A 26,135-nucleotide genomic window follows, 5' to 3' on the forward strand; every position below is an offset into this window, starting at 1 on the left:
TCGGCCTGGTGGAACAGAAGGGTTATGGACAGATCGGCAGCGTCCTTAGGGCTCAGGTCGCGCTTCCTGATAATCAGATTGTCTCTGTTTCGCTCTCCACGTGAGGTTGTGCTCCGATCCGTCCAGGGGTTCCCGCTATTCGTCGTCTGAGTAAAGCCCCGAAAACTTTCCGTCCTTAAGTCCACCAATAAGCCAAGTCTGCGGCTTGCCTTTCTCAAATGTTACCATGTAAGTTTCCTCGCGGCCGCCCGCTAGATCCGATTTCAGGAGAGCCAGTTTCTTGATCGGTCCCTTTTTTGCTAGCGGAGGACCCATTTTAGACATCTGCTGTTTGCACGCCTCGAGAAGTTTTGGCTGCATCATGTCCGCGGGGCAGGTACCGGTAGCCGTTCTAGTTAAGATCGTCCTCAGTGCAGCAGAGTAATTACCCTGCGCAGCGGCGACAGGTGCTGACATCGCAAGTACGGCGCCAGAAAACAGAAACGGGAAGGTATAATTCATTATCAGTCCCCCATTGATCCTGAATATTTTCTAATGTCTCAAAGGGGCGGTGACCATAGCAAAAGCGCGGTGTTGAGCGATTGGTCGCTGACGGCTCGCTTGGTTGTGCCGGCCCGGCGAGCCTTTTTGCAGTGGCACTTAGCGGATTGCCCTTGTTCTGTTTTAGCACTGCCGTTTCCCGCGTGCTGCTGTTCTGCGGTGGGTTCATTCTGCCCCATCCGCCCGGCCCGACCGTCGGCGATTTGTCTGGATTAGCTGTCGCGAGGTGTGGACTGGATCTCGGTCGTCCGCTGGCCTCAGCAACGCTCGCAATCACCATCGTCTTGTTGATCCTGCTTCTGCCGCAACAAGTGGAACCGGACAGAGCAATGCGCGCCACCGATCCTCAAACGACCGCTTCCCATCGTTCACGGCATTTATGACGGACGACCATGCGTCGGGCGCAGTCAGACCGGAGGTGAACGAATGTCTGAAGTCGGCTGGCTGAAAACACGTCGAGGATGGCCGACTTTGGGTCTACGAGCAGGCAAGGATCGTCGTGTCGCCGAAAGCACGAAGTCGAACGCCATTGGGTTCAGGTCCAAACTGCTTCCTGATCCCAGGCCTGCAGAAAACCACCTTGAGCGGGGGTGGCGAACGGCATGACTGGAAATGACTGCCAGTGCGCCTTCATGCGGCTTGGCCAGGATGTCCCGGGGTTAATCCGCCCGACGAAGTAGCTCGCTACCGCCGCAGCGCCATAAACACGCGTCCGGCGCTCCAGGTCGCTGCCGATGTGCACGAGCTGTGGCGCCTCGAAGGGCTTGGGCACCATAGGCTGATTGATGATGCCCGCGTTCCAGAGACGGGCATGATGCGCGCTGATGTTGCGTACGAATGCGAGCGTTTTGATCCAGCTCACCAGCGTGTTGGGGAGAAGACCGTAGCGCTTGGCAACGGCAGCACGATCGTTGGGATGTGCCATCTCGAGTAGCCAGGATAGCGTGCCGAAGTCCCATGTCTCGACCGCCATCCAGATAGGGACGGGCGGGCTGTAGGTAGCATAGAACTCCTTGACCCAATCCTCTTTCGACCGAGCGACCGCCCGGTCAGCGTTGTCGAGCCAGCTTTGATGACGAGTGCCGCCCTGGAATGGCTGATTGGCGCGATGGGCATCAAGAAACGCAGTCGAACGGTGTGCAAAAGGATCGCGCTTCCCGAGCGCGTGCGCGAGATCCACGCGCAAGGCTACCTCAATCCGCTCGACCGCGTCGAGAAATAGGAGACGGAGCTGCTTGTCGAAGAGATAAAGATCGACAGCGTGGCGAAACTCGGCGTTGGCTTGGAACTGCTCACTGCGGACGCTTAGCGTCGCATCGTTAGAATCAGGAACGAACTGCTGGAACGGCTGCCAGTAGGGGGTGAGGCGCCCGTAGCCGATCCGCTGAAGATGGAGAACCGCCTTCCCTTGATCGGTCACGACCATGCCACGTTGCACCAAAAGGGCCAGCTGGTTGGCAAAACTGAGATGGGGCTTTGTGTAGGGCGGAAGCATCCGGCCCAGGTATGAAGAAGGCCGCCCCTTGATGCCAGCGGCAACAGCGGGGACGGCCATGTTGAAGTCGATATATGCGTGAGCGCATGAGGATTCAATTAAAAGTTGAAAGCGGGTCAATCACCGATGGAGGGCTAGCGGCCTGCTGAAGCGGCACCCGTACATCCAGTGGACCCGCACTCGGCAAGCTGCAAACCAGACCTGGAAACGGCATGAATGAACGGCCGGTTTCGGGAAGCGGCAAACTGGTCGCAAACGTCCACTTGTGGGTCTATGCGGAACTCATATCAATTCCCCGGCCCGGTCATATACCGCAGGATCTCCGGCCTCTGTCCTGTCCAGATGCAGGTACGTTGCGGTGAACTGTGCAAGTGATCTCAGACGTCCCGGGTTCGTGACGGTTAGCGTTCGGTTGCGCAGTTCGATCAGCCCATCTTCACGGAAGCGCTGCAGGAGGCGATTGACGTGAGACGGCGTCATTCCGGTCGCATCGGCGAGGTCGGTCTGGGTGATTGGAAAGTCGATGGCGTTGGTCTCTGTTGCGCCGCTGATGCGGTAGCGAACCAGCATTTCATAGAGCAAGTGAGCGAGGCGCTCTGTCGCATCGCGCCTACCTTGGTCGACGATCCGTTCACGCAGAACCCCGAGGTCCGTCATCGTTCCCCACCACAACGCCTCGGCGATCGGCGAGGCTTCTCGCAACAGCGTTTTCATCTCGCTGGAGTGGATCATTGCTGTCGTACTCGCGGTCAGCGTTCCCACTGCATGATCCATCTTTTTCAAAATAAAAATCTCGGCGTCACAAAGGTCTCCCGGAACTAGGAAGGCCATGATCTGGCGCTCACCGTCCGGTAGGATTTTATACCGACAGGCTAGCCCGGTCAGCAGAATATGGCAGTAGTCCGAGTGCGCGCCGTCAGCGATGATGTCCTCCTGTGCTTGAAATCCCCGCTGTTTGAACGCTAATAAGGAATCGAGACGTTCACGTTCGCCCGCGGTAAATGCGGTAAATTGCTCCATCTTCGTCGCCCAGGGATTACTCATTTCCGCCTCGATTCAGTCGTGGCGAAATGCCAACCATCACTGATGGAACGCACAAGCGAGGCTGCCGGCGCTACACGTGAGGTTCGGAAGCGATCACGCAATCGTCGGCTTGGAATTGGGGCACTTACGATGGCAAAGAAAGTGATCAAAGTGTGATCTAGCGCAGAGATTTCCCGCCTAACCTCGCCTAAATCAGTTTTTGCAGCCAAATATTGAACTGCATGGGTTGCGCGTTACCGCAACGGTGTAACCGTCATGCTCGCTCTATCCAAAAACATCCTCGCGCCGGCTTTAAAAAAACTGGAGCAACGATCTGTACTTTCAGCAGCAGACCGCGCCGCATTTCTTGGAATGCCGTTCCATATGAAGAGTATGTCAGCGTCGAACTATATAATTCGCCAACAGGATTTGACAAAAAACTGCTGCGTCCTTCTTTCAGGTTTTGCCTTTCGAAGTAAAATCGTCGGCAATGGCGCTCGACAGATCCTGTCCGTCCATATTCCAGGGGAGGTGCTCGATCTCCAGCATGCCTTCCTGGGAATTGCCGATCACAGCGTTCAGATGTTGAGCAGTGGGAATGTTGCCTTTGTCCCTGCGGAGGCCGTCCACGAGATCGCCGTTGCGCATCCCGCAATAGGTCGGGCCATGTGGCTCGAAACGCTCGCAGAAAGCTCTATCTTTCGGGAGTGGATCGCCAACATTGGGCGACGCAATGCTCTGAGCCGCGTTGCGCATCTGCTGTGCGAAATTGCCGTCCGCCTACATTCTGCAGGGTTGATCGATGGAACCCGATACGAGCTTCCTATGACGCAGGAGCAACTGGCGGATGCTACAGGACTTACGACTGTTCACGTCAACCGTATGCTTCAGAAATTGCGATGCGATGGTCTCATTACCCGTGAAAAGCGTGCCATCACCATCGGGAACTGGAAGGCGCTGTCTGGTGTAGCGGATTTCAACCCTGATTACCTGCACCTGGACGATGCGCTGAGGCCAAATTTCGCCTCAAGTGAAGGGCGTCCGTACGCGTGATGCAATCGCCATGCCCGCTTAGATCACCGCCGTCAGGAGCCAATTGCGTTCCTCGATAACGTTCAGAGTTTTGGCTTCTTCCTAACCTGACGAACGACTGGACGATTGTTCGCGCGTCAGCGAACCTTCATGATTTCCTCGGAACGCACGCTGTACAAGTCATTGGCGTGAAGGCGGACCGCCTTATTGCACGGGAGGCGCTCCACGACGTGCGAAACCTCGGGCAGAGCTGGTCGGGGTAAGTGGTAGCAAACGATTTTACCGCGTGAGGCTTACAACCGACCGGCGGTCGTTTGATCCTGGCTCTGCACTATGCGAGCGACATGCTGATTATCGAGGGGGAGCCCTTCGAACAGGATCAACCCGCGGAGGCCGTGGTTTTGGTGCGATCAATGATTGCACGCCTGCGGGGAGCAGCTCCGATGCCGACACTTTTACGTTTTTACGCGACGCTGTCAGACAGGTCAGGGCGATTACAGGGTTCGACCGGGCGATGATCTATCGCTTCCATGACGATGGGGTTAGCGAGGTTGTCGCTGAAGCTACCCGTCGTAGCGCGCGCCAGACGGCGGGTCTCGCCATCGGACTCGCTTGAATTCACGCTCCTGCTATTGCCCGCGCGTGAATCACATCGGTGCTACAAACGGCATTCTGTCTATGGGGCCGTACCTAGCTCTAGACTTCGGAAAAAACGCTGGGCCGGTCATTGCTAATTATCGCACTGATCGAGGTGCGTGAGTATGGTTTGGTCACAACCGCCGCCTCCCGATGTTCCAACGGAAATTCGATGCCGTCTCCATACCCTGTCGCAAAGATGTAGTGAACGCCTAGCTCACGCAACCGTGAAGCGATCGGCCAGCTTGTCTCAGAACCCAGGTTGATGTCCAGCAGCGCGAAACTGGGGGTCTCCGATAGCAGTAAGCTGAGGGCCTCGGCTACGTTGCCGGCGACAAGGACCCTGACAGCGCCGAGTTGCGTCAGCATCTCTTCTGCCTCTAAAGCGATGATAATATTGTCCTCAACCAGCAACACGACGCCATCGAGTCCAATCGGTAGCCGCTGCGCCTCCGCCTCTGTTACCATCGGAAGCGTTTCACCTCCGAGCGATACAAACTGGGCTGGTACAACGAAGCGCGCGCGCAATCCGGACGGAGCGTAATCCAGGTCTGCTTCGCCCCCTAGCTCGTGGGGAATCGATCGATGGATGATCGTTGACCCGAAACCACGCCTAGTCGGTACCGTTACCACAGGGCCGCCGGTTTCGGACCACTGCAGGATCAGATTGTTATCTACGTCGAGGTGCCATCCAAGCGTGACGTGTCCCGTCGCATTTGCGAGTGCCCCATGTTTGGCGGTGTTGGTCATGAGTTCATGAATAACGAGCGCGGCTGTCGAAAACGCCTGGGGCTCGAGTTGCACCGCCGGACCATCGAACAAAACACGTGCTGCCCCGTCACCCAAAAACGCACCAGCCTCCGTCGCGATCAGGGTGGCGAGCGAACCGGGACCCCAGTTCTTTGCCGTTATCTGATCGTGCGCCCGAGCCAAGGCGTGGACACGGTCGCCGAGCACGGTGGCAAATGTATCGACGTCACTGGCACTCATGCGACTTTGCGCCACAAGCCCCCGGATCAGACCTAGAATGTTTCGCACACGGTGGTTGAGCTCAGCGATCAGCAGTTCCTGCTTCTGCGAAGCTGCCCGGCTTTCCCCCTCACTCATTCCAGCTTGTTGCAGGACAATCTCGATCAGCGTGACGCGCATCATTTCCGCTGCGGCAAGCTCTTCGGGCTTCCAGACCGTCGACTGTCCGCGGACGATTTCGCGCCATGCTGCGAAGCTCTTGCGGGGTGACAGGATCGGTCCGTCCGGACCTGTCGTCTGTACCTTCTCAGGGCGACCCGCCCAAGTGACGGCATGTGCGGCTTCGTGTCGAAAAAATACAAGATAATCGCGGGTGAAGCGCGAAATCGGCAAGACGAGTATCCCGGCAGCGCGATCGACGTAATCCTTCGCTGGCTCATGGTCTCGGCTCAAAGCTGAAGACGAGAAAATGCGGTTGGCGGCATGGGCGTCGAGAAAGTCGCGCAAGAGAGCACATTCGTCGGACGTCGGGGTGTCGCCCACCAATGAGACTGCCCCATCAACGTAAATTGCAAAACCATCGCAAGGTACCAGCCCAGCGATGCGGGCCGCGAGCTGGGCAATGCTGTGAACCATCGCGCCGCGTTCGATCACATCCGCTATAAGCTGCTGGCGAAGCTGCTGCGTATGGGTTGCATAGGCCTCGAGATCGACACGCTCGCGCTTCTCGATCAGCAACGACAGAACTTCCCCGAACAGCTCAGCGGTTGTGCGCTGCTCGAAGCTGACATGGCGCGCCGTTCGATGATGGCAGGAGATTAGTCCCCACAGTTTGCCATCGCGCACCAGTGACACGGTCATCGTCGCACCGACCCCCATGTTCTTAAGATACTCGATATGCATTGCTGAATGCGCGCGTAGCGTGCTCATCGAGAGGTCGAGGGGCGCGTGGAAAGCATCATGCACGGAAACTAATGGGCTTGGCTCAGCGCATACATCGACCAGTATTCGGACGGGGTTTCGAACGAGCAGTGCGCGCGCCTGTTGCGGAATGTCGCTGGCAGGATACCGCAACCCGAGAAAGGGCTCGAGGCCACCACGCACGCGTTCCGCGACAACCTCGCCGGATTCGTCCGGGTGAAACCGGTAGATCATGACGCGGTCAAAGCCCGTCAGCGACTGCATCAGCCGCGCCGCCTGCGCCATAAGATTGGCTTGCCCTTTCATCCGGGCCAGCATCGCGCGAACCATTGCCCCGGCGTTCAGATCACCCGCCGCCACCGTGGGCTCGCCCTCGACGATGATCATTTCCCCGGAGTGGTGGATCGCCAGGTCATAGCTTGGCCCTTCATCGAGCAACTGGACGTCAAAGCTGCGTTCGACACCGTCGAGGGTACTCAAAACGGACAGACGGTTGCGAATTGTGTGAACCGCTTCTGCGCGAAGGACCTGATGCAGGGAGGCACCCAGCAGTTCGCAGATCGGACGGCCTAGAAAGTCCAACGCGTTGTCAGAGACGTACGCGACCCGCCAATCACGTGTAATGGCGATCAGGAAGCCGATCGGCTGTACCGCATTGATGTGCTGTATTTGCTCTCGGTCACAGCTCGCCAGATCGACTAAAACCGGCACGGTGAAGTTCGGTGCTATGCTCATTCAGTCCCTCAAATACCAATTTCGGGGATAGTGCTGAATCGGCATACAGCGGCAGGGCTATGGGGCTTCCAAAAGAAACTAGCCAGTTAAATGATGTCATAACCGAGACATTAAGGCCGGCAACGGAAAACCGGAAACTGGATATTCGCACTTTATAAATACAGACAATATTTCTCAGTGAAGCAATATGCTATATTTGGTAATATCGCCCTTTTGGAATCATTACATGCGCCAAAAAAGATGATTTATGTTACAAAGAAAAATACTCGATCGTTAGGAATATTATATAATTTGGCCGATGAGGTGGGGCATGATATTATCAGCCTCCCAAACATGTTCCACTAAGATTGCAGAGACGACGTCAATGAGCGTCGATGCTCGCCGTCCAGCTGCCCACCCGGTTGTGTCAAACAAGTATGGACCACGCAGCGCCGCTTTGCCGGAAATGGCGACTGCGGTTCTCATTCTGAATGAAGACCGTAACGTCGAATATAGCAATGCGAGCGCTCGAGCAGTATTTGCACCGATCGATCCCGATGGTTGCACACTAGTAGCTCTACTGACCAGTTGCGGTGCCGTGGGTGGGGACAGCGTGTTCGCAGCGATAGATACGGCGACTGACCCAGTGCCAACGCGTCTTAGATTGTCAGACGATCGTCTACTCGATTGCACGGTGCGTGCTTTATCCAGTGGAGGCTTTGTTTTAAGCCTTGACGATGTAACGACCTATGTTCGCAATGCGGAACTTGCCGAACGTGACGCCTTAACTGGTCTTTCTAATCGTAAGGCCTTGCGAGAGCGTCTGATTGAACGGCTCGCGCTGGCCCAACGAACCGGCCAGTCGACCGCAGTGCTGTATATCGATCTCGACCGGTTCAAGACTGTTAACGATACGCTCGGGCACCCCGTCGGCGACTCACTGCTGCAAAAGGTCGCCGAGCGTTTGAAAAGTGCGGTCCGCGAGGGCGATCTGGTGGCTCGCCTGGGTGGCGATGAATTTGCGATCATACAATCCAGCGCGCCTCAACCAGAGGCTGCTACTGCGCTCGCAACGCGTCTGGTTGACCTAGTGGGGCGGGCGTACGCAGTCGATGGCCATATCCTGCATATCGGTGCAAGCGTCGGTATCGCGATTTCGCCTAACGACGGCTACGATCCGGACGGCTTACTGAAAGATGCTGACCTCGCACTGTATCTCGCAAAAGCCGAGGGGCGGGGCTGTCATCGATTTTTCGAGCCAGGGATGAACGTGCGTATGCAGGCGCGCCGATCGATGGAGATCGACCTCCGACGTGCGCTCGCGCTCAAACAGCTTGATCTCGTTTACCAGCCGCAAATTGACCTGATATCAAACACGATCACGGGTTTCGAAGCGTTAATTCGTTGGAACCATCCGATCCGGGGCATTGTTGCGCCTGCAGATTTCATCCCGCTTGCCGAAGAAATTGGCGTCATCACTGTGATCGGGGAATGGGTACTGCGGACGGCATGCAAGCAGGCCGCAACTTGGCCTGCCTCGACGTCCATCGCCATCAACCTTTCGCCGCTCCAATTCCGTGGTGGAAGAATTTCAGAAACGGTGATTTCAGCGCTCGCGCAATCAGGGTTGCCGGCGCACCGGCTGGAACTCGAGATTACGGAAGGAGCCATGCTCGATAATTCCGATGCGACTTGGGAGGCCCTCGGACAGCTGCAAGCTTTGGGCATATCTTTGTCGATGGACGATTTCGGTACGGGCTATTCGTCGCTCAGCTACCTCCAGAAATTCCCGTTCAATACAATCAAGATCGATCAATGTTTCGTCCGCGATATCGAACGACATTCCGATCGCCGGGCGATTGTCTGCGCCGTGAATACACTGGCCAAGGCGCTGGGCATGAGGACCGTTGCCGAGGGGGTCGAGACTGACGCGGAACTGGCCTGTATCCGCACGGCAGGGTGCGACGCGGTGCAGGGCTATCTGACTGGTCGACCAATGCCAGCGGCGCAGACCATGGCTCTCATGACTCCCGAGCCTTCACCATCCGCTATTTAGGATTACCGAGCATGTCCGATCCCCTCTACCGTCTGGTCTATTACAGTCGCAACGCCATTGCCGGCGGCGCAGACCTCGCGACCGCTATCACGTCGATCTTGGCAAAAAGTCAGGCGAACAATTTACGGGTTGGGGTGACCGGTGCATTGATGTTCAATTCGGGCTGCTTCGCGCAGGTGCTCGAAGGTGAGCGCTCTGCTGTCGAGGGGGTATTCGAGCGTATTCAGCAAGATGAGCGGCATGGTGACGTTTCGCTTCTTGCGTTTGATCCCGAACCTTTGCGAGCGTTTGAAAACTGGTCGATGGGATTCGTCGGTGGCTCAGTCGACGATGCGGCGCTTTACGCCTCGTTTGGCCAGAAGAGCGGCTTCGACCCCGCGCGGATGACGGGCGATGCACTGTTCGAAGCTTTGCACCGCCTGGCGCTGGACGAAGAATCCGGGGCGGTTCGCTGAGAGAATGACATCAGCGCGATGTGCAGTCGGAATTAGGAAACGTGAGTTATGCCATTAGACGAGCATGCCGGGTGGCTCGGCAAGGTGACCGGAGTGCCGGTCGACCAGATTCTGGGATCTGGCAAAGCGTCCTCTTATCAGCGCGTCGCAGATGAGGCTGCGCGCTCGGCGGGATGCGCAGCCGCATTCGTCTGCCAGATCCAAGACGGCGTGCTCTGTGCGGTCGCGTCCAGCGGTCATACCGCTCTGGTCGCACTTGCGCCTGCCTTTCTGCTATTGCCGCCTGACGTTTCAAAGCCGAACTTTATCGTTCAGATCGTCAATGCGTCAGACGGAGCGATAGCTGGTCGACTTGGTTTCTCCGGTCCAGGGGCGGGGGCGGTACGGTTCGTCGCTATCACCGACATTCCGTGCGATGGCGGAGGGGTATTAATCGTCGTCCATGATGAATCCCGCCCTAACCTCAATGCGGCTCAGACCTATGTACTGCGCGCTCACGCCGCACATCTAGCGACGCTGTTCGAGGTACGGCGATTGCGCGACATCGTTGACGGAGCGGACCATGCTGACCAGCGGGAACGCTTGGAGCGCTTACGCCTTCTTGAGTCGGTTGCGGTGCATGCGCGCGATTCCATCATCATTACGGAGGCCGAGCCGGTAAGCCTGCCCGGTCCCCGCATTCTCTATTGCAACGCTGCCTTCACACGGGCGACCGGCTATGAGCCGCACGAAGTGCTTGGTCAGACCCCCCGCATACTGCAGGGAGAGAAGACCGATCCAGCGGCGAGAGCTAAACTACGCCAGGCGTTCGAAGCCTGGAAACCGATCGAGATCGAGCTCATCAACTACCGCAAGGACGGTACCGAGTTTTGGGTCGAATTGAGCATCGTACCTGTGGCGGACGATCGCGGCTGGTATACGCATTGGGTGTCGGTCCAGCGCGATATCACCGATCGCAAGGAAGCCGAGCGCTTGGCGACGCGCGTCCTCCTCGCCGAGTTTGAAAACGAGGCGCTGGCATCTGAAATTCAGGAACGCAAACGAGTTGAGGCCGAGTTAGTCTATACTGCATTCCACGACAATCTCACGCGACTGCGAAATCGAGCATTCTTCATGGACCGTTTGTCCGCTGTCCTTCGCCAATGGCGGGAAACAGGGCAGGGGTCTTGCTCTGTCCTTTTTCTTGATCTTGATCGCTTCAAGGTCGTTAATGACAGTCTTGGGCATCTCGCGGGTGACGTGCTGCTCCAAGCGATTGCTCAGCGCCTTAAGCGGTGCGTTCGACCGCAAGACACGCTTGCTCGGCTCGGTGGAGACGAATTTGCGGTGCTGATCGAGGACGCTGACGGTCTTGCCGGGCCAGTAGTCGTTGCCGAGCGAATTATCGAGGCGTTGCGTTTGCCAGTCCAGCTTGGCCGGCAGAGTGTCTTCCCGTCCTGCAGTATCGGCATCGTTAAAGCAGCCGATCCGCGGTGTCTTCCCGAAGACCTCATTCGCGACGCTGACATCGCCATGTACGAGGCCAAGCGTGCCGGATATGGAGACTACGCAATCTTCAACGCGTCGATGCATGACAACGCGGTCGCACTGCTTGAACTCCAAACCGATTTGCAAAAAGCCCTTGAGTGCGACGAATTTCGACTCATGTATCAGCCGATCGTAGACCCGACGACGAACGTTGTGGTCAGCTTTGAGGCCCTGCTTCGCTGGGATCATCCCGAACGCGGCATGATTGCGCCCACAGACTTTATTGCGGTTGCCGAACAGATTGGTCTGATCCGACAGATCGATCGCTGGGTTATGGGCAGGGCATGTGAAACGTTGAAACAGTGGCAAGTCCAGTTCTGCCGCCCCGACCTACGTATGAGCGTCAATACGTCAGCAACTAAATTCGTTGATTCTGACTTTTTGAGCGATCTCGAGGACACACTGGAGGAATGGGGCTTACTGCCGAGCAGCTTGGAGCTCGAAATAACCGAAGGGATTTTTCTGAACCCCTCGCTCGCGATCGCTGGGACGATCAGTCAGGTCCGGGCATTGGGCGTCCGCATCGCGCTCGACGATTTTGGCACCGGCTATTGTGCACGGATCCGCGAACCGGTGCGATTGTCGCGTTAATCATAAAGCTCGGTGCGACACTGGGTATCGGCGTCATTGCAGAAGGCGTGGAGACATTGGAGCAGGCAGAGGCGCTTGGCGCGATCGGGTGCAACGCCGTCCAAGGTTTCTATTTTGCGCGTCCATTACCTCGGGACAAGGCCGCCGCGATATTGGAAGACGCTAAAGGCGTTTGCCCCCTCGATATGACCGTCTCATAACTAGCACCGCGAGCATCACTTCTGGTTTTTGGACGGCATAAATTCAGTAGGGTGGTGCCGGGTGTGAAAGGAACGGTAACAGTGAAACGGGGTTTCTCCTTTTCGCCGGACGCTTCCACCGCACACCTGAGCGAGGGTATCCTTCTCTACTATTTTTCAACAACTCCAGGAGTGGAGGATCATCCCCGGGTGAAGGGCCTTCTGGCGCTATGGCTTAGAAACGCTCGCATTGATCGCGCGACGAGCGGAAATCACGCGATCGCCATATAGCGTAGCCAGAGATCTATGGGCGGCCTTGGCGCACTTGTCTTTCGCCAGGGCGGATGCCTGGCGCTCTGCTTCTTGGCGCTTCTTGCTGTAGGCGAAATCATCGTTGTGAACGTCAAGCATGGCAGGCACTCGGCACTGCAAGCGGAAGCTGATCCCAGCTCTCTATCGTCACCGTGCTCGCGACAAGGGTGATGACGATGACGTAGTATACGCCAATGCGTATTTGGGAGATACAGCGATCGCGATAATTAGCTCGTTCAATATTCCGTCTAGCGCGAATCTGGTCGACGGTCATGCCAGCGAAACCTGAGGCACCTACATCAGCCTTCAGCCGCATTGAGGCGCCAGCATGTCGCAATCGGCCAGCCCCCCTGTTCGCGAATGCCGTGGTTGACTGCATCGGCGAGGGAAGGGCACCTACTTCTGCGGAAATGTTGCTCGCCCCACAGCGCATCTGGTCCGATAGCGCGGCATCCCGCCCTGCATTCTTGTGGAACAGCTTGTCAGTATCCTCGCCCCATCGTCGCTACTCGATGCTGGCGGCCAGCCTTGCCCTGCATGGCTGGCGGTAGTTCGGCGATAGCTGTTGACGTCGTTAATTCTGCGCGGACCGTGCGCAACGGGTGGGTGTCGATGCATCATCGCCCGTCAATGGTTGGTTTTTGGGCGGACGCATCCGATGGTCGTTAGGCCTGTATGGTCGCGCCTGACATGTCGAAGCAGCTGTCGCCGTTCACCTGAGGAAACGTTGAGGAAGAAACCGGCCGCGGGCCGCAAATGTCGGCCATCATGCAGAATGAATGAATATCGGAAGTTGGGGCACCAGGAACTGCGGTTGAATGTCCGCTTGTGGGTCTAACGTGATGTCCGTAGCTATCGGACGGTAGTGTCGTCGAAAGCACGAATTGCGAGAGCGATGGACGTTTGATTTCGGTCCCTGCAGTTGCGTCAGTCGCGATCCACTGGACGGTCGATGCCAGCAGCGACGACCGCATCACGAACCCGTCGAAAGAAGCTCGCTGGTAGATAGCCATAACTGACGGCCGGTTCGCGCCCTGGATCGGTCGGATGTCATAGCCTGGCCATGCGAACCGGTTCCACTCGGTGATGATGATCCACGATCGGTCACCGGACAGGCCCAAGTCGCAGCGAACGGCCTCTGGCACTTCGATCGCTAACTGATCGCGGGTAGGGGCCTTGGTGGTCAGCGGCACGACGTGCACCTGATCGATCCCATCCTTCTGACGGGTCACCAGCACGACGGCAACGGGCCGGTCCTTTATGCCTTCATCGCGGCCTTTAACGTACTCGTATTCCCATAGGTAGCTGTAGTTGAGGACTTCACCCGGTTGCGGCAGCGTTGAGCCTTTTTTCGGCGTCTTCGGCGCCGCGGCCGGGTTCGACGCCGCGGATGGCTTCGAGGGTTTCGTCATCAAGATCCTCCACGCGGCCTGCAACGCGTTCACGACGGCGCAGGCGCTCGTATTCATCGACGGGGACCATGACGAAGCGCACGCGACCGTTCCGACTAACGCCGACCGGGCGGATCATTGCTTCGTCGGAGTAGCGGCCGAACTGCTTTTGCAATTCGCCCGAGGGTACGATTTCCATGCTCGTCGCCATGAGCGGGTGTTCCTGTGCTGGATGCGTTGCAAGCAGTTACCTGCGCGGCGGGATCTCGATCGCATGCAGGCTGCTGCCGGTACGCGGGGGGCACGGTTGCGAGTGCGGCTCAGCCTGCACGCGCGGATCGTGGTAGAAGCACGACCGGCTTAAAGCCGATATCAATGAAATAGGGAAAACAGTGATAAGCGTCAAGACACGTGAAACCGGGACAATCGGTAAGGTTTGTAGGACCGAAATAAGGCGCTAAGCGCGAAACATCTGGCAAATCATTCTAGCGATAAAGCTGATCCCCGCTAGAAAGACGCTGGCGTGAAATTCGGCCATCGTGTACCCGTCGGATGCCGCAAAATGTGGCAACCGGCCTATTTTGACGATCGAGCGAACCGACGTGTCACACGACGCTGAAATTGACATGAGCCTTGCCGGTGACCTCGTCGTGACCGATCAGGTCAGCGCGCTCGCTGCATACCTACCCGATCTCGCACCGGACGATCGCGAACGCGTCGATGGCTATGTCGCTCGCGCGTCGGCAGAAGCGACGTTGCGCGCCTACCAATCCGACTGGCGGCTGTTTTGCGCCTGGTGCGAGGAAAGCGGATATCGCTCGCTGCCCGCGACGCCGGCGATCGTCGCTGCCTTCCTGACGTTACTGGCGGAGCGCGGCTTCGCGCCACGGACGCCGCATCGGGCGCGCGGAGGGCGCGAGGCATTGGCCAAGCCGTTAGGGCGTTCGACGATCGGTCGACGGCTGTCGGCAATCGTCTTTGCCCACCGTGCAGCTGGGTTCGATCCACCGACGCAGCAGCCAGACGGCGCGCGGTTGGAAAAAGCCATGCGTGCCATCCGGCGCGATAAGCGCGACGATCCGTCGGGTAAGAAGCGCCCCGCGGATGGTGACGTGTTGCGTGACATGTTGCGAACGATCGATGGCGAGGATCTGCGATCGCATCGGGATCGGGCCTTATTGGCGATCGGGATGGCGGGTGCGTTTCGTCGCTCCGAGCTGGTAGCGATTACCGTCGGTCGGGTGTCGGACGATACGCGCGGGTTGCTGGTCCGTGTTCCAACGTCAAAGACCGACCAGGAGGGCAGGGGGCATAGTGTTGCCATCCCCGATGGTCGGCGCCTCGAGCCCGTCCGGCATTATCGTGCCTGGCTTGCCAAAGCCGCGATCGACAGCGGTCCGGTGTTTCGCAAGCTGACCCCGCAAGGGCGGCTCACCGAGCGGTCGATGAGCGCGCAGGGTGTGGCCCTTGTCGTCAAAGCGGCCGCCCTATCGGCCGGCTATCCAGAGGCCTTATTCTCCGGCCACTCGCTGCGCGCCGGCTTCCTGACCGAGGCGGGGCGGCAAAATGCCAATCTGTTCAAGATGCGTGAGCATAGCAGGCATGCCTCGATCGATATGGTGGCGGAGTATGTCCGCGATCACGAGCGCTTCCGGGAACATGCGGGCGAGGGGTTTTTGTGATTGCGTTAGCCGTGGTGCGGTAAGAACGAAGGCAAGCGACACCAAAGTTCGTGCTTTCGATGACACTGCAACGGGGTACGACTTGGTCCGCCTGAGGCACACCTAGAAAGCATCATTCCCAGCTTCAAAGCAGACCTTCTGCTTTCGACCCGTAGCAGGACATTCAGGACCGCTTTTCCACCTTCCTAAAGCCGCCATCTAGCCGTGCGAATGGCTGCGGCTGACCTAAAAGAGCCGCGCCTCGGCTTCTCGCTGAGCGAAGCGTAAAGGCGGACGTCGGGGTATCGCAGATGTGCATCAAAACTTCGTACTTTCACGTTAGACATTCGCGACAGCTACGCCGCCAATCAAGTACGCCGGAGTCGGTGTCGCGAAACTTAAAAGTTTAGCGACATAGTCGCTTTCCGCTTTTCGTTTTCCCGTCGCCGCCCAGCCAATTCTGCGAACGTCAAAGGGTCTCAGGTTCCGGAAAACGGCTCTATCGGAGGCAGCGTGGCTACCGCCCGCCTGGGCTGTCCATCTCCGTCTCTAATCGAGAGACCTGGATCGCCGCGTATTCTCGTTATAGTCCAGTGGCGGCTAGGTTTCGGGTCGGTCGGGCATCGACAAATACCCAAGGACGGCGCGACGAACTCGTGCCAGAAGCCCCCCCTGTCCCTCCTCACCCCGTTCGCCGGCAGCATCGAGCATTCCCCGGATGATCGCCAGAACGTCGCCAGGGGCGGATGGCATGTCAGATTGCGAGGGAAGGTCCGGCCGGGCGAGAATATCGGCCAGGAGGGTCACGATCCTTGCCCTTACGATCTGCGTGTCCGCATCGAACGGCAGGCGGGCTTCCTCGAAATCGAGCAGCCGCGCCAATCGAGGACGACGCATCTGGTGCCGAACGGCCGCCTGGATGATCTCATCAAGAGCTTCCCGCCCGGCAGCCACGAGGCTTGCAGCCTCGACCTCCTCGACAAGGCGGGAGGTCTCACGCGCAATCAGCGCGCCGAGTAGCGCATCTTTGTCAGGGAAATATTGGTACAGCGTCCCGATGCTGGCGCCAGCCAATTCGGCCACCGCATTCGTGGTGAAACCACCATGCCCCTGCTCCTCCAAAATGCGAGCAGAGGCTTCGACAATCGCATTCACAGTGTGCTGTGCCCGCGCCTGCCGTGGCTGTTTCCGTGGGCGAGTGCGCTGGTCTTGGAGCTGTGCAGTCATGAAAGCCAATGCGAGTAGCTAAGGTGAGCATATGCTCGCATCCTTCTAGCGTCAATCAACGACGCAAGGATACATCATGGACAAGCAATCCACCCAGTTCGAAGTCGCACTCACGACGTTCTTCATGGTCAAGACCTCGCCGGAATGGCTGGGTTTTACGTTCGAGACGCGATTGGCGCATGCCCGCGAAACATTCCAGCCCATCCTCGAAGAGTTCAAGGATCGGGTCCGGCTCAAGTGGTACGATGTCGAGTTCTACACGGCCAAGATCAGCGATATCTGGATGATCGAATCAAAAGACCATCATAGCTACCAGCTTTTCTGCGAGAAGTTGCGCGAGACGCCGTTCTGGGATCGCTTTTTCCTCGTTCACGACATCTTTCCCGGTGAGCTGAACGCTTGGGCTAAGAACTACGAAGTAGAAGCGCTCCAATCGTAAAGATTGAGCGTTGTATGCCCAATTCGTTGTGGTGCTCCGCTCCGCGCTGAAGGCGTGGAGCGGAGCACCCCCACCCTGCGAAGCGTTCCCGATCACTGGTCGGTTGCCGGAGCGCGATAGTCTCGAGGCAGGCACGTAATGGGCTGCATGCAGACACGCAGCCCATTCACGCTCAAGCAGCTGCAGCCTCGATTGCCGGCTGAAGGGTTTCGATAAACCCTTGCATCGTCGTCTCACGCATATCGACTGCCTTCGCACCGCCACCGGCCACGACGGTCACGTCAGTGATGCCGATCACCCCGAGGACCATGCGGAGGTACTGAGCGGCGATGTCGCGGTCGCGGATCGGCGAGCCTTCGGTGTAGACGCCGCCGCTCGCCATCAGCACCGTGGCGGTCTTGCCGGTGACGAGGCCCTTACCATCGAAGCCGAGCGTCAGCCCCTTGCGCACGATGCTGTCGATCCACGCCTTGAGTGCGGCCGGCACGTTATAGTTATAGACAGGCGTCGCGATCACGAGGTGGTCGCAGGCGAGCAGTTCGCCGACGAGTTCGTCCGACAGGCGCAGCTCGGCCTTCATCTCGGGCGAGTGCTGCTCGGGCGGGGTGAAATAGGCCTGGAGCCACGGCGCGCCAATGAACTGGAGGTCGGTTTCCATCAGGTCCCGGTTGACGACCTCGCCGTCCGGGTGTGCCGCCTGCCACTCGGCAACGAAGAGGCGTGTCATGTTGCGCGAGATCGATTGGTCGCCGCGTGGGCTGGTCTCGATAACGAGAAGCTTGGTCATGGGTGTTCCTCCTTAAAATGGATTAGCCGAAACGAAAGCCGGATATCGGCTTGCCGAGCGCATGGCCGCGGAAGTGAACGGCACCGGTTTCGCCCGACGCCGCGCCTGCCGCCACCATCAGCGGCAGCAGGTGGTCCTCATGGGGCTGAGCAACACGGGCATGAGGCGCGTCTTCCCAGCGGATCAGAGCTTCGTCGCGCGTCGCGCCGTCGATCATGGCGGCGCGCAGCCAGGTGTCGAACCCCTCTGCCTTCTCGTCCACCGCCCCGCCGGCGAAGAAGCCCCGCATGTTGTGGTAAGTCTGGCCGCTGCCGAGGATCAGCACACCCTCGTCACGCAGGGGCTTCAGCGCCCGCCCGATTGCCAGGTGGGCGGCCGGATCAAGCCCGTGCTGCAACGAGAGCTGCACCAGCGGGATGTCGGCACCGGGCACCATCACCTTGAGCGGCACGAAGATGCCGTGATCCCAGCCCCGCTCGGCTTCCCGGCCGTTGGCAATGCCAGCATCCGACAACAGGTCGCGGACGCGCGCTGCCAATTCGGGCGCGCCCGGCGCGGGCCACGTCAGGCGGTAGGTGTAATCGGGGAACCCGCCATAGTCGAACAGCAGCGACGGATGCGCGCAGGCGTTGACGGTTGCACGCCCTCTTCCCAATGCCCGGATATGGCGAGGATGGCACGCGGTTGCTCCGTCAGCGTCGCCATGAACCCGCGCAGATAGGTTTCCAGCTCGCGCCACGTCTCACGCATCTGCCCAGGCTCCAGAAAGAAGCAGGGCCACCACCGTGGTTGATGAAGAAGGTTGGTTGCATGACCGCGATATGTCTGCTCGACTGGCCTCGCGGGAGCGATAAAAATATGATAGTTCCTATCAGCTGGGTTGATGGATGATCGGTAGCCTCACGTTGGACCAGCTCCGCGTCCTCACCACGATCGCCGAGACGGGCAGCTTCTCTGCCGCAGGGCGCAGGCTGGGACGGGTGCAATCCGCGATCAGTCAGGCGGTTGCGACGTTGGAGGACATACAGGGCGTGACGCTATTCGATCGATCCGGCTTTCGTCCGGTTTTGACCGACGTGGGGCGGGTGCTGGTAGCACAAGCGCACTCCGTCCTGGCGAGCGCTGCCCGGTTCGAAGCAGTGGCCGCCAGCACGCGTGAAGGGATTGAGCCCGAGTTGGCCGTCGCCATCGATCCGCTGGTGCCAACCGCTGCCTTCATCGACAGCCTGCACGCGCTGCGCGCCGCGTTCCCTTTCCTGCCGGTCAGCTTTTCTACCGAGGGGCTCGGCGGGGCTGAGCGACGGCTGCGACGAGGGGACGCGTCGCTCGCGTTTTGCATCCTGTTGCCGAGCGTGCCCGATGACGTGGCGGCGCTGCCGCTGCTCGGGATTGACCTCGTGTCCGTGGTGTCGCCGGCCCACCCCCTCGCCAAGCTAGACCGACCGGTGACGTTCGCCGACCTGGAGGAGCACATCCAGCTCGTCCTTTCGGACCCGGCCGCGCCCGATGGCCCAAGCTACGGCATTATCGGCACCAGGGCGTGGCGGTTCGTGGACCTTGCGCGGCGACTGGATTTCCTGCTGGCAGGCTTGGGATGGTGTCGGATGCCCGAGCATCTCGTCGCGCCGTATCTGGCCGATGGTCGCCTGGTTGCTCTGGCGATCGAAAGCGACCCGGCCCGCGCGACCGGTCCGCTGACGATCTATGCCGCTCACATGCGAAATCGGGCTGTTGGACGGGCGGGAAGTTGGCTGTTGCACGAGTTACGGTCTCGGCTCGCCTGATAGGCAAGTCTTGAAACTCCATCGTGTTCGGGACTACCGTCGCCGACAGCTAACGCCGATCCATCACTACCTTGCATGCTCGTTCATTGCGTCGCCGCGCTTTCCGAGAGCGTCTGCTTCTGTCGGGAGCCGCCATTCAAGCCGTTCAACTCAGTGACGGCTTCGTCCCAAAAAGCGTCACTTGGCAGCCGAAGTGGCGGGAAACCCTGTCGCTTTCTCCGATGCCCGACAAACGGGTATTTTGCGACGCCTGAGTGAACCTGTCGGCGCTTAGCGTATTTGAGCCCGTTCAATGTACCGCCCTCTGAATGGAGCTTCAGCGGTGCTGTTTGAATGGGTGCCGTATGGTCCTCTTTGGTTAAGGCTTCAGTCGGACTAGGCGAGCAAATTGACCAGAATTCTATAGGCCGTTTTCTCACGTAAAACGGACCAGCCTGGAGCGGTGATCTGAGGGCATACCAAAAACGTACCGGTTGAATAGGTAATCTGGCAGGGTCGTGGCTGTGCACCACAGAATACCGCCAGAGACACGGGGAGGAGCTGGGGGCACAAGGGTGAAGTCGTTGCCGTATGTGACCGCCTAGGCTATGTGATGTAGGCATAATCTACACGAGCGGATGTGCAAATATGACCTTGCAAATCAACATTACGCCTAACGGGCGAATGAGCCTGCCTGCAGACATCCGGAAGCGTCTTGGTCTGAGTGGCGGTGGTGCGGTTTACTTAGATGAAACTGAGGATGGAGTGGTGTTGCGGACGGCAAGCCAAGCAGTGGCACGCGCCCAGGCTCTGGCCAAGCAGTACACCGGCGGTAACCCCGACGCATCCGTTGACGCTTTTCTTACCCGACGTCGGAAGGAGAGCGGCGAATGAGCGTGGTGCTGGATGCGTCTGCGATCATCGCCTTGCTCAAGGGCGAACGCGGAGCGGCGAAGGTAGCGGCTGAGGTCGAAGGGGCGCGGGTGAGCAGCGTCAACTATGCCAAGGTCGTCAGCCACTTCGTCCATGCGGGCATGCCCGAGCGCGAAGTCGATGCCATGCTCGAGCCACTGCCGCTGATCGTCGTGCCGGCTGACAAGGCGCTCGCGCAGCTCGCCGGGCGGCTGCGGGCAGCAACCGCCGAGGCGGGGCTTAGTCTTGGTGATCGTTTCTGCCTGGCGCTTGCACAGCGCGACGGTTTACCCGCGTGGACCAGCGACCAGAACTGGAAGAAGATCGCCGATGCCGTTGAAGTCAAGGTTGTCGCGATCCGCTAACCCGGCACAGTTGCAGAGTAGGGGGGCAGGACGTCCGGCTCGACAGTCATGGGTGGAAAGCGGAATGGCCGCTTTCGGGCGGTGATAAACGTAGGCGGACGTTCGTTCAGGTGGCAGGGCAGGGGGGCTTCCACCGGCAGTTCGCTGGTGGGTAACATCTAGGCCGTTATCGGGCGGCGATTAGCGTAAGCAGCCGTTCGTTCAATTTATGGGGGAGGAGCCTAAATGGCCGATCTCCGGAAACCGGAATGGCCCGTTTGGAGAGCAGCAGAAGCTTAACTGCCGCCCGTGACGGTTGGTGTCGCACCACTCCTCCTAAGTTTCGGACGTCTAGAATGTCCGCCATTTTGCGACGGAGGCCGATCCGGATGGTCAAGTTGAAAGCGGTATAAGCGTCTTATGTGCCGATAGCAGACAATCCCCTGCAACCGCTGTCAATGGGAGGAGCTTAGAAAGCTGGTCGCTCCTAAACGGCAAGAAACGGCACCCGAAAGAAATTGGCTGTCTCCGGATTGTCATCCCCGGGCCCTAAGTCGCTAGATCATGACTGTGTCCCGCGAACGAGCTGCCTGGCTGGGCCGTCACATCTTTCCGCACGAAGCGGCGCTGAGACAGTGGCTGTCGCGACGACCTAGCGCGGTCGGAATGGATGTCGAGGATGTCGTGCAGGAAAGCTACGCGATCCTGGCAGGGCTCCGTGACATCGAACACATCAACCGTCCCCGCAACTACTTCTTCGAGGTTGCGAAATCGGTCGTTTTGCAGTCGCTCCGGCGGTCACGCGTCGTCACCATCGATGCGCAGTCGAACGTGGAGGTGCTCGCAATCCCGGAAGACGCCCCGACACCTGAGCGGGTTGTCGCCGATCGGCAGGAACTGGCACACGTTGCCGCGCTGATCGCAACGCTTCCCGACCGTTGCCGGGAGGTCTTTACCCTTCGCAAGCTGCACGGGCTGTCGCAACGCGAGGTAGCGAGCCAACTGGGAATTGCTGAAAGCACCGTTGAGAAACATATGGTCAAGGCGCTGGCCATGCTGACCGATGCAATAGGGCGTGGCGGAAATCGTCACGTGGCGTCATCTATGGACCGTGATCCGCAAAACGAAGCAATATCCCATGAGCGAGCGCGACGCGCAGACCGCACTTAGCGAGCACGCCGCTCGCTGGGCGGTGCGTGTCGATGCCGGACAACTAACGGCCGCGGAACAGGACGAGCTTGAGGCCTGGACCAACGCCGATCCTCGTCACGCGGGTGCCTTCGCCCGAGCGATGGCGGCCAATGCCTATTTCGATCGTATGGCGGCGTTGAACCCCCAGGATATCCAGCAGGCAGCTAGTACCACCACGGAGACGCAGACGGTCAGTGATCGACCTGCAATAACACGGCGCGCCTGGTTGGGCGGCGGGCTGAGCGCGATGGTAGCGACAATCATCGCCGCCATTGGCGTCTCCCGCTGGCATACCGGCGAACACATAACGGCACCGCTGGGCAGCGTCCGCCGTGCCGCACTTGCGGACGGGTCCGCCGTGACGCTCAACACGAATGCAGAGATCACGGTGGCTCTGGAGCAATCGGTCCGTCGCGTGCACCTGCTTGCAGGAGAAGTGAACTTCGACGTTGCGAAGGACCGTAGTCGGCCATTCCTGATCGATGCGGGACCGGTGCAGGTGCAGGTGGTTGGAACCAGCTTTCTGGTTCGGCGCACCGATGGCGACACTGTTGCGGTCACCGTGCGCGAAGGGATCGTGGAGGTACACCGGGATGGTGACGCGCCAGTCCGGCTTCTGGCGGGCGACCAGCTGATAGTAGGACCTGCCGTTCCGATCCGGCGCGAGACGCTATCGATGGCGGACGTCGACCGTATGAGCTTGTGGCAGCGTGGCGAGATAGATCTAACAGGTATGACGCTGGGTGAGGCCGCAGTCGAGTTCGCCCGCTACTCCGACCGGCGCATCCTCATCGCCGATCCTCAGGTGGCAGGCCTGAAGGTAGCGGGCATCTACTCGACCAGCGATCCAGCTGGGTTCGCACAGGCCGCTGCACTGGCACTGAACTTGAAAATCCGGGCAGATCGAGCTGACCTCCTCCTCTCGCGATAAATCCAATGCAGAAAGATTTTAGAGCGGAATGGAGGAAATCCTGCGGGGCCGCATCTAGTGATCGAGGCCGGCAGAAGCCGGTTGCTTGGGGGTTTATCAGACATGCAGATCCGGTTTATGTCCGGCTGCGGCTTAGCCGCGGTCGCGATGGTGCTTGCTTCGCCAGCAGTGGCGCAGGTCCGCGCGATCGACATTCCTTCGCAGTCGCTACCTGCCGCCATAGCTACGCTCGGCAAGCAGGCGCGGCTGCAGATCGTGGCACCTGCCGACGGGCTTGAAGCGGTGCGCACCCGTCGCGTAAAGGGGTCATTGGACCCACGGGTGGCGCTTCGCCGTCTGATTGACGGCACCGGGCTGGAGATCGCGTCGGACGATGGCGCGCGCATCGTGTTACGCCGGGCTGCCAGACAGGTGGGAGACAACGCACCGGCGGTTCCCGCCGCAGGTGAGCAAGAGGCGGCTGGCGAGATCGTCGTGACCGGATACCGCGCCAGCCTGCGTACGGCGCGCGAGATCAAGCGTCGTTCCGACGCGATCGTCGATAGCGTGGCCGCAGAGGATATTGGCCAGCTTCCTGACAACAGTGCCACCGAAGCGTTGGCGCGTCTGCCAGGTGTGCAGGTCTTCCGAAATCGCGGCGAAGGGCAGTCCATCACGATCCGTGGCATCTCCAACGTCGTGACCATGATCAACGGGCAGGAAGCCTATACCGGCGCATCGCGTCGCACCCTGCTCAACAGCTATCCTGCCGGCCTGATCCGGTCCCTGTCGGTCTACAAGGCGCTGACTCCCGACCTGATTGAGGGCGGCATAGGCGGTGCGGTAGATGTTCAGTTGCGTCAGCCACTCGATTTCAAACCGGGGGTTACTATCGCCGGCACCCTCCGCGGCAGCTACGACGACCAGGCGGACAAGGTCTTCGGCAACGCGGACATGCTGGTTGCCGGCAACTGGAACACCGGCATCGGCAAGGTTGGCGTGATGATCAACGCTTCGTATCTGAAGCGCGACTATTACGAGATCTACCGCGAAAGCCTACAGCCGCAGGCAAACCGCGCGGGGCAGATCTTGCCTACGGGGATCCTTCTCAAGAACCCGAAGGGCAATTACGAACGACCGGTCATCACCGGCGAGTTGCAATGGCGCCCAACGGATAGTCTGGGTATGTACCTCCGCGCTACCAACGTCACGGATGATAACGAATACACCGACACGGATCTGCAGACTAACATCGCAGCCACGACGCCGCTGAGCAACGTAACCCTCGTGCCCGGCACCAATATCGTGAAGAGCGCCACCTTTACCGCAACCGCCGACTCCGGCCCACGGTCAAATCACACCCGCCAACTGCTCGATACAACGCAGATCGAGATCGGCGCCGACTATAGCGCCGGAATCGCTACATTGACCACCAGCGCAGTCTATACGACATCGCGGATCAACACCGACCAGCAGCTTTTCCTGCTGTCCTTCAACAAGGCGCCGGTCATCGACGCCGTATTCCAAAGCGATAGCAAATTCGGCGGGCTGTCCTACACCTACCGGGACGTCGACTTATCCAATATTGGTGGGTTTCACGTCCGTGCCTATTCCGACACGCGTACACGCCAGAAGGGTGATGGCGTGCAGTGGCGCACCGACCTTAATATCGATACAGGCACCGGCTTCTTCCGTTCGCTCAAGACCGGCTTTCGTTATGCCACGCGGAGCGCTGAATACCGGACAGGCACGGGTCTGGCCGACCTTAATCGCCTCAACCTACCAATGTCGGTCTTCCCCGGTGGCATGACGCCCGTCAGCCTGACAAACGGTGCCTCGGCCGATGATGTGGCGTTGCCGGGTGGATGGGTCGGCTATGATGCCAGCCAGCTTGCCGACATGGGCAATGTGAAGACACTGAACGCCTATGTAGACTCGTTGCTGACTACCAAGCTGTTCACCGATGAGGGGCGTCCTGCAGATGCGCAGCAATCCGCGTTCGACGGCAATGAAACAAGCTATGCCGTCTATGGCCAGTTCAAATATGGGTTGGATCTAGATGGCGTGACCGTTGACGGCATCGCTGGCTTGCGGTTGGTCAACACCAAACTCGATATCGCTGGCACGCAATATTCAGCGACACGCACGCCGACATCGTCCGCCATTGTCTATGCCTACACGCCGGTCAGCGCTCGCCAAAACTACCTGGATCTTGACCCGAGCGTCAGTGCCGTGGTGCATTTCACGCGCGCACTGCAGTTGCGCCTGGCTTGGACGAAGACGTTCAGTCGGCCTGACTTTTCCCAGCTCAATCCGAGCCAGACCTTCGCGCAGGTCCTGGCGGGATCGGGAGCCTATACCGGTAATGTGACTAGCGGAAACCCCGACCTGTTACCGATCCGTTCGACCAATTGGGACGCCTCGCTGGAGGCCTATTTTGGTCGGGCCGGTCTTGCTAGTGCTGCCGTGTTCAGCCGCGAAGTAAGCAATTACATCGTCAACATCGTACAGCCGGACACGACCATCCCTGGTGCGCTGGGGATCGTTAATGTCACTCGGCCGATCAATGCAGGCGATGGCGTGATCAAGGGCGCCGAAGTCAATCTTAGCACCTTTTTCGACTTCGCGCCCGGCATCCTTCGGAATTTCGGCGTGGCAGGCAACTACACCTATGTCGGCTCAAAGCAGGATTTGCCAGCGACCAGCGCTAGTGCAGCTTTTTCTGGGCAAACGGCAGGGATTTCTAAGCATAGCTACAATGCTTCGTTCTTCTATGATGATGGCCGGTTCCGTGCGACGGTTGGCTATTCCTGGCGAGGCCGCTTTACCCTTAGCTATAATCTAACGGACCCGACCAAGAACCTGAACTGGTATCCGATCGAACGGCTGGCTGCGTCGGCGACGTACAAGTTCAACCGTAACCTGTCTCTCACGCTGGACGGTACGAACCTAACCAACCGGCCGCAGCGCGCCTATTGGGGATCGGAAGACGTCCAGGACCGCGTCTATTTCGAAGGGCGAACCTTCTCCGCCGCGCTGCGCTTCAAATACTGAGGTGGT

Annotated in this window: 21 protein-coding genes and 1 pseudogene; 13 read left to right on the forward strand and 9 right to left on the reverse strand. The window is 59.0% G+C overall.

Going from position 1 to position 26,135, the window contains the following annotated elements; translation table 11 throughout:
- Positions 1–135 precede the first annotated feature (135 nt).
- From AC3WJR_RS19610 to AC3WJR_RS19620, 3 genes are all read right to left on the reverse strand, one after another.
- On the reverse strand, positions 136–501 hold the full coding sequence (locus tag AC3WJR_RS19610; protein WP_492727249.1) for a hypothetical protein: 366 nt from the start codon (positions 499–501) through the stop codon (positions 136–138).
- Positions 502–1,075: 574 nt separating this feature from the next.
- Positions 1,076–2,155 (reverse strand): Abi family protein, encoded by a 1,080-nt coding sequence (locus AC3WJR_RS19615; RefSeq protein ID WP_492727251.1) that lies wholly within the window; start codon positions 2,153–2,155, stop codon positions 1,076–1,078.
- A gap of 162 nt (positions 2,156–2,317) precedes the next feature.
- Complete coding sequence (locus tag AC3WJR_RS19620; protein WP_492727253.1) at positions 2,318–3,079, reverse strand: Crp/Fnr family transcriptional regulator; 762 nt, start codon at positions 3,077–3,079, stop codon at positions 2,318–2,320.
- Between the two features lie 255 nt (positions 3,080–3,334).
- Between AC3WJR_RS19620 and AC3WJR_RS19625 the strand changes: the two genes are divergently transcribed.
- On the forward strand, positions 3,335–4,111 hold the full coding sequence (locus tag AC3WJR_RS19625; RefSeq protein WP_492727255.1) for a Crp/Fnr family transcriptional regulator: 777 nt from the start codon (positions 3,335–3,337) through the stop codon (positions 4,109–4,111).
- A gap of 104 nt (positions 4,112–4,215) precedes the next feature.
- Positions 4,216–4,353 (forward strand): hypothetical protein, encoded by a 138-nt coding sequence (locus AC3WJR_RS19630; RefSeq protein WP_492727311.1) that lies wholly within the window; start codon positions 4,216–4,218, stop codon positions 4,351–4,353.
- A gap of 433 nt (positions 4,354–4,786) precedes the next feature.
- On the opposite strand, the gene AC3WJR_RS19635 is transcribed toward AC3WJR_RS19630, so the two are convergent.
- Entirely contained in the window at positions 4,787–7,351 is a 2,565-nt protein-coding gene (locus AC3WJR_RS19635) for an HWE histidine kinase domain-containing protein (protein WP_492727257.1), read from the reverse strand.
- A gap of 364 nt (positions 7,352–7,715) precedes the next feature.
- Here AC3WJR_RS19635 and AC3WJR_RS19640 point away from each other — a divergent pair, with 364 nt between their 5' ends.
- The 3 genes and pseudogenes from AC3WJR_RS19640 to AC3WJR_RS19650 all read left to right on the forward strand — a co-directional run bounded on the left by AC3WJR_RS19640 (position 7,716) and on the right by AC3WJR_RS19650 (position 12,159).
- Entirely contained in the window at positions 7,716–9,386 is a 1,671-nt protein-coding gene (locus AC3WJR_RS19640; protein ID WP_492727259.1) for a putative bifunctional diguanylate cyclase/phosphodiesterase, read from the forward strand.
- A gap of 11 nt (positions 9,387–9,397) precedes the next feature.
- Positions 9,398–9,841 (forward strand): BLUF domain-containing protein, encoded by a 444-nt coding sequence (locus tag AC3WJR_RS19645; protein ID WP_492727260.1) that lies wholly within the window; start codon positions 9,398–9,400, stop codon positions 9,839–9,841.
- 48 nt (positions 9,842–9,889) lie between these two features.
- Positions 9,890–12,159 (forward strand): annotated as a pseudogene (locus tag AC3WJR_RS19650) (putative bifunctional diguanylate cyclase/phosphodiesterase).
- A gap of 956 nt (positions 12,160–13,115) precedes the next feature.
- On the opposite strand, the gene AC3WJR_RS19655 reads toward AC3WJR_RS19650, so the two are convergent.
- Together AC3WJR_RS19655 and AC3WJR_RS19660 are read right to left on the reverse strand one after the other, a co-directional pair.
- The gene (locus AC3WJR_RS19655; protein ID WP_492727262.1) at positions 13,116–13,862 is read right to left on the reverse strand and encodes a hypothetical protein; all 747 of its coding nucleotides are present in this window, start codon (positions 13,860–13,862) and stop codon (positions 13,116–13,118) included.
- Positions 13,771–14,052: a type II toxin-antitoxin system Phd/YefM family antitoxin gene (locus AC3WJR_RS19660; protein WP_492727264.1), complete on the reverse strand. Its 282-nt coding sequence runs from the start codon at positions 14,050–14,052 to the stop codon at positions 13,771–13,773. Before AC3WJR_RS19660 ends, AC3WJR_RS19655 begins: the two co-directional genes overlap by 92 nt.
- 415 nt (positions 14,053–14,467) lie before the next feature.
- Between AC3WJR_RS19660 and AC3WJR_RS19665 the strand changes: the two genes are divergently transcribed.
- Positions 14,468–15,523 carry a site-specific integrase gene (locus tag AC3WJR_RS19665; RefSeq protein WP_492727265.1) on the forward strand — a complete coding sequence of 352 codons (1,056 nt, stop codon included), beginning with the start codon at positions 14,468–14,470 and terminating at the stop codon, positions 15,521–15,523.
- Positions 15,524–16,102: 579 nt separating this feature from the next.
- Here the strand turns inward: AC3WJR_RS19665 and AC3WJR_RS19670 are convergent.
- Positions 16,103–16,729, reverse strand: coding sequence for a TetR/AcrR family transcriptional regulator (locus tag AC3WJR_RS19670; protein WP_492727267.1), 627 nt, complete (start codon positions 16,727–16,729; stop codon positions 16,103–16,105).
- Positions 16,730–16,805: 76 nt separating this feature from the next.
- Between AC3WJR_RS19670 and AC3WJR_RS19675 the strand changes: the two genes are divergently transcribed.
- Positions 16,806–17,168 (forward strand): darcynin family protein, encoded by a 363-nt coding sequence (locus AC3WJR_RS19675; protein WP_492727269.1) that lies wholly within the window; start codon positions 16,806–16,808, stop codon positions 17,166–17,168.
- Positions 17,169–17,340: 172 nt separating this feature from the next.
- On the opposite strand, the gene AC3WJR_RS19680 is transcribed toward AC3WJR_RS19675, so the two are convergent.
- Together AC3WJR_RS19680 and AC3WJR_RS19685 are read right to left on the reverse strand one after the other, a co-directional pair.
- Positions 17,341–17,955: an FMN-dependent NADH-azoreductase gene (locus tag AC3WJR_RS19680; RefSeq protein WP_492727271.1), complete on the reverse strand. Its 615-nt coding sequence runs from the start codon at positions 17,953–17,955 to the stop codon at positions 17,341–17,343.
- Between the two features lie 22 nt (positions 17,956–17,977).
- Positions 17,978–18,610 (reverse strand): DODA-type extradiol aromatic ring-opening family dioxygenase, encoded by a 633-nt coding sequence (locus AC3WJR_RS19685; RefSeq protein ID WP_492727273.1) that lies wholly within the window; start codon positions 18,608–18,610, stop codon positions 17,978–17,980.
- 232 nt (positions 18,611–18,842) lie between these two features.
- Here AC3WJR_RS19685 and AC3WJR_RS19690 point away from each other — a divergent pair, with 232 nt between their 5' ends.
- The 6 genes from AC3WJR_RS19690 to AC3WJR_RS19715 all read left to right on the forward strand — a co-directional run bounded on the left by AC3WJR_RS19690 (position 18,843) and on the right by AC3WJR_RS19715 (position 26,129).
- A complete protein-coding gene (locus AC3WJR_RS19690) occupies positions 18,843–19,739 on the forward strand; it encodes a LysR family transcriptional regulator (protein WP_492727275.1) in 897 nt (298 codons plus the stop codon).
- Positions 19,740–20,366: 627 nt separating this feature from the next.
- Positions 20,367–20,612 (forward strand): AbrB/MazE/SpoVT family DNA-binding domain-containing protein, encoded by a 246-nt coding sequence (locus AC3WJR_RS19695; RefSeq protein WP_492727277.1) that lies wholly within the window; start codon positions 20,367–20,369, stop codon positions 20,610–20,612.
- Positions 20,609–20,995, forward strand: a complete 387-nt coding sequence (locus AC3WJR_RS19700; protein ID WP_492727279.1) for a type II toxin-antitoxin system VapC family toxin — start codon at positions 20,609–20,611, stop codon at positions 20,993–20,995. Before AC3WJR_RS19695 ends, AC3WJR_RS19700 begins: the two co-directional genes overlap by 4 nt.
- A 543-nt stretch (positions 20,996–21,538) precedes the next feature.
- Positions 21,539–22,144 (forward strand): RNA polymerase sigma factor, encoded by a 606-nt coding sequence (locus AC3WJR_RS19705; protein WP_492727281.1) that lies wholly within the window; start codon positions 21,539–21,541, stop codon positions 22,142–22,144.
- Positions 22,113–23,096, forward strand: a complete 984-nt coding sequence (locus AC3WJR_RS19710; protein WP_492727283.1) for a FecR family protein — start codon at positions 22,113–22,115, stop codon at positions 23,094–23,096. Before AC3WJR_RS19705 ends, AC3WJR_RS19710 begins: the two co-directional genes overlap by 32 nt.
- Positions 23,097–23,198: 102 nt before the next feature.
- Positions 23,199–26,129, forward strand: coding sequence for a TonB-dependent receptor (locus AC3WJR_RS19715; RefSeq protein WP_492727285.1), 2,931 nt, complete (start codon positions 23,199–23,201; stop codon positions 26,127–26,129).
- Positions 26,130–26,135: the final 6 nt, after the last annotated feature.

This window comes from Sphingomonas sp. FW306-05-A, from assembly GCF_058782275.1.

Excerpts from the sequence above, each read along its gene's own strand:
- AC3WJR_RS19690 (WP_492727275.1), top strand. The coding sequence starts at position 18,843 with ATGATCGGTAGCCTCACGTTGGACCAGCTCCGCGTCCTCACCACGATC.
- AC3WJR_RS19715 (WP_492727285.1), top strand. The coding sequence starts at position 23,199 with ATGCAGATCCGGTTTATGTCCGGCTGCGGCTTAGCCGCGGTCGCGATG.
- AC3WJR_RS19625 (WP_492727255.1), top strand. The coding sequence starts at position 3,335 with ATGCTCGCTCTATCCAAAAACATCCTCGCGCCGGCTTTAAAAAAACTG.
- AC3WJR_RS19700 (WP_492727279.1), top strand. The coding sequence starts at position 20,609 with ATGAGCGTGGTGCTGGATGCGTCTGCGATCATCGCCTTGCTCAAGGGC.
- AC3WJR_RS19610 (WP_492727249.1), bottom strand. The coding sequence starts at position 501 with ATGAATTATACCTTCCCGTTTCTGTTTTCTGGCGCCGTACTTGCGATG.
- AC3WJR_RS19665 (WP_492727265.1), top strand. The coding sequence starts at position 14,468 with ATGAGCCTTGCCGGTGACCTCGTCGTGACCGATCAGGTCAGCGCGCTC.
- AC3WJR_RS19710 (WP_492727283.1), top strand. The coding sequence starts at position 22,113 with ATGAGCGAGCGCGACGCGCAGACCGCACTTAGCGAGCACGCCGCTCGC.
- AC3WJR_RS19695 (WP_492727277.1), top strand. The coding sequence starts at position 20,367 with ATGACCTTGCAAATCAACATTACGCCTAACGGGCGAATGAGCCTGCCT.
- AC3WJR_RS19640 (WP_492727259.1), top strand. The coding sequence starts at position 7,716 with ATGAGCGTCGATGCTCGCCGTCCAGCTGCCCACCCGGTTGTGTCAAAC.
- AC3WJR_RS19670 (WP_492727267.1), bottom strand. The coding sequence starts at position 16,729 with ATGACTGCACAGCTCCAAGACCAGCGCACTCGCCCACGGAAACAGCCA.
- AC3WJR_RS19620 (WP_492727253.1), bottom strand. The coding sequence starts at position 3,079 with ATGAGTAATCCCTGGGCGACGAAGATGGAGCAATTTACCGCATTTACC.
- AC3WJR_RS19675 (WP_492727269.1), top strand. The coding sequence starts at position 16,806 with ATGGACAAGCAATCCACCCAGTTCGAAGTCGCACTCACGACGTTCTTC.
- AC3WJR_RS19655 (WP_492727262.1), bottom strand. The coding sequence starts at position 13,862 with ATGACGAAACCCTCGAAGCCATCCGCGGCGTCGAACCCGGCCGCGGCG.
- AC3WJR_RS19680 (WP_492727271.1), bottom strand. The coding sequence starts at position 17,955 with ATGACCAAGCTTCTCGTTATCGAGACCAGCCCACGCGGCGACCAATCG.
- AC3WJR_RS19635 (WP_492727257.1), bottom strand. The coding sequence starts at position 7,351 with ATGAGCATAGCACCGAACTTCACCGTGCCGGTTTTAGTCGATCTGGCG.
- AC3WJR_RS19645 (WP_492727260.1), top strand. The coding sequence starts at position 9,398 with ATGTCCGATCCCCTCTACCGTCTGGTCTATTACAGTCGCAACGCCATT.
- AC3WJR_RS19705 (WP_492727281.1), top strand. The coding sequence starts at position 21,539 with ATGACTGTGTCCCGCGAACGAGCTGCCTGGCTGGGCCGTCACATCTTT.
- AC3WJR_RS19660 (WP_492727264.1), bottom strand. The coding sequence starts at position 14,052 with ATGGCGACGAGCATGGAAATCGTACCCTCGGGCGAATTGCAAAAGCAG.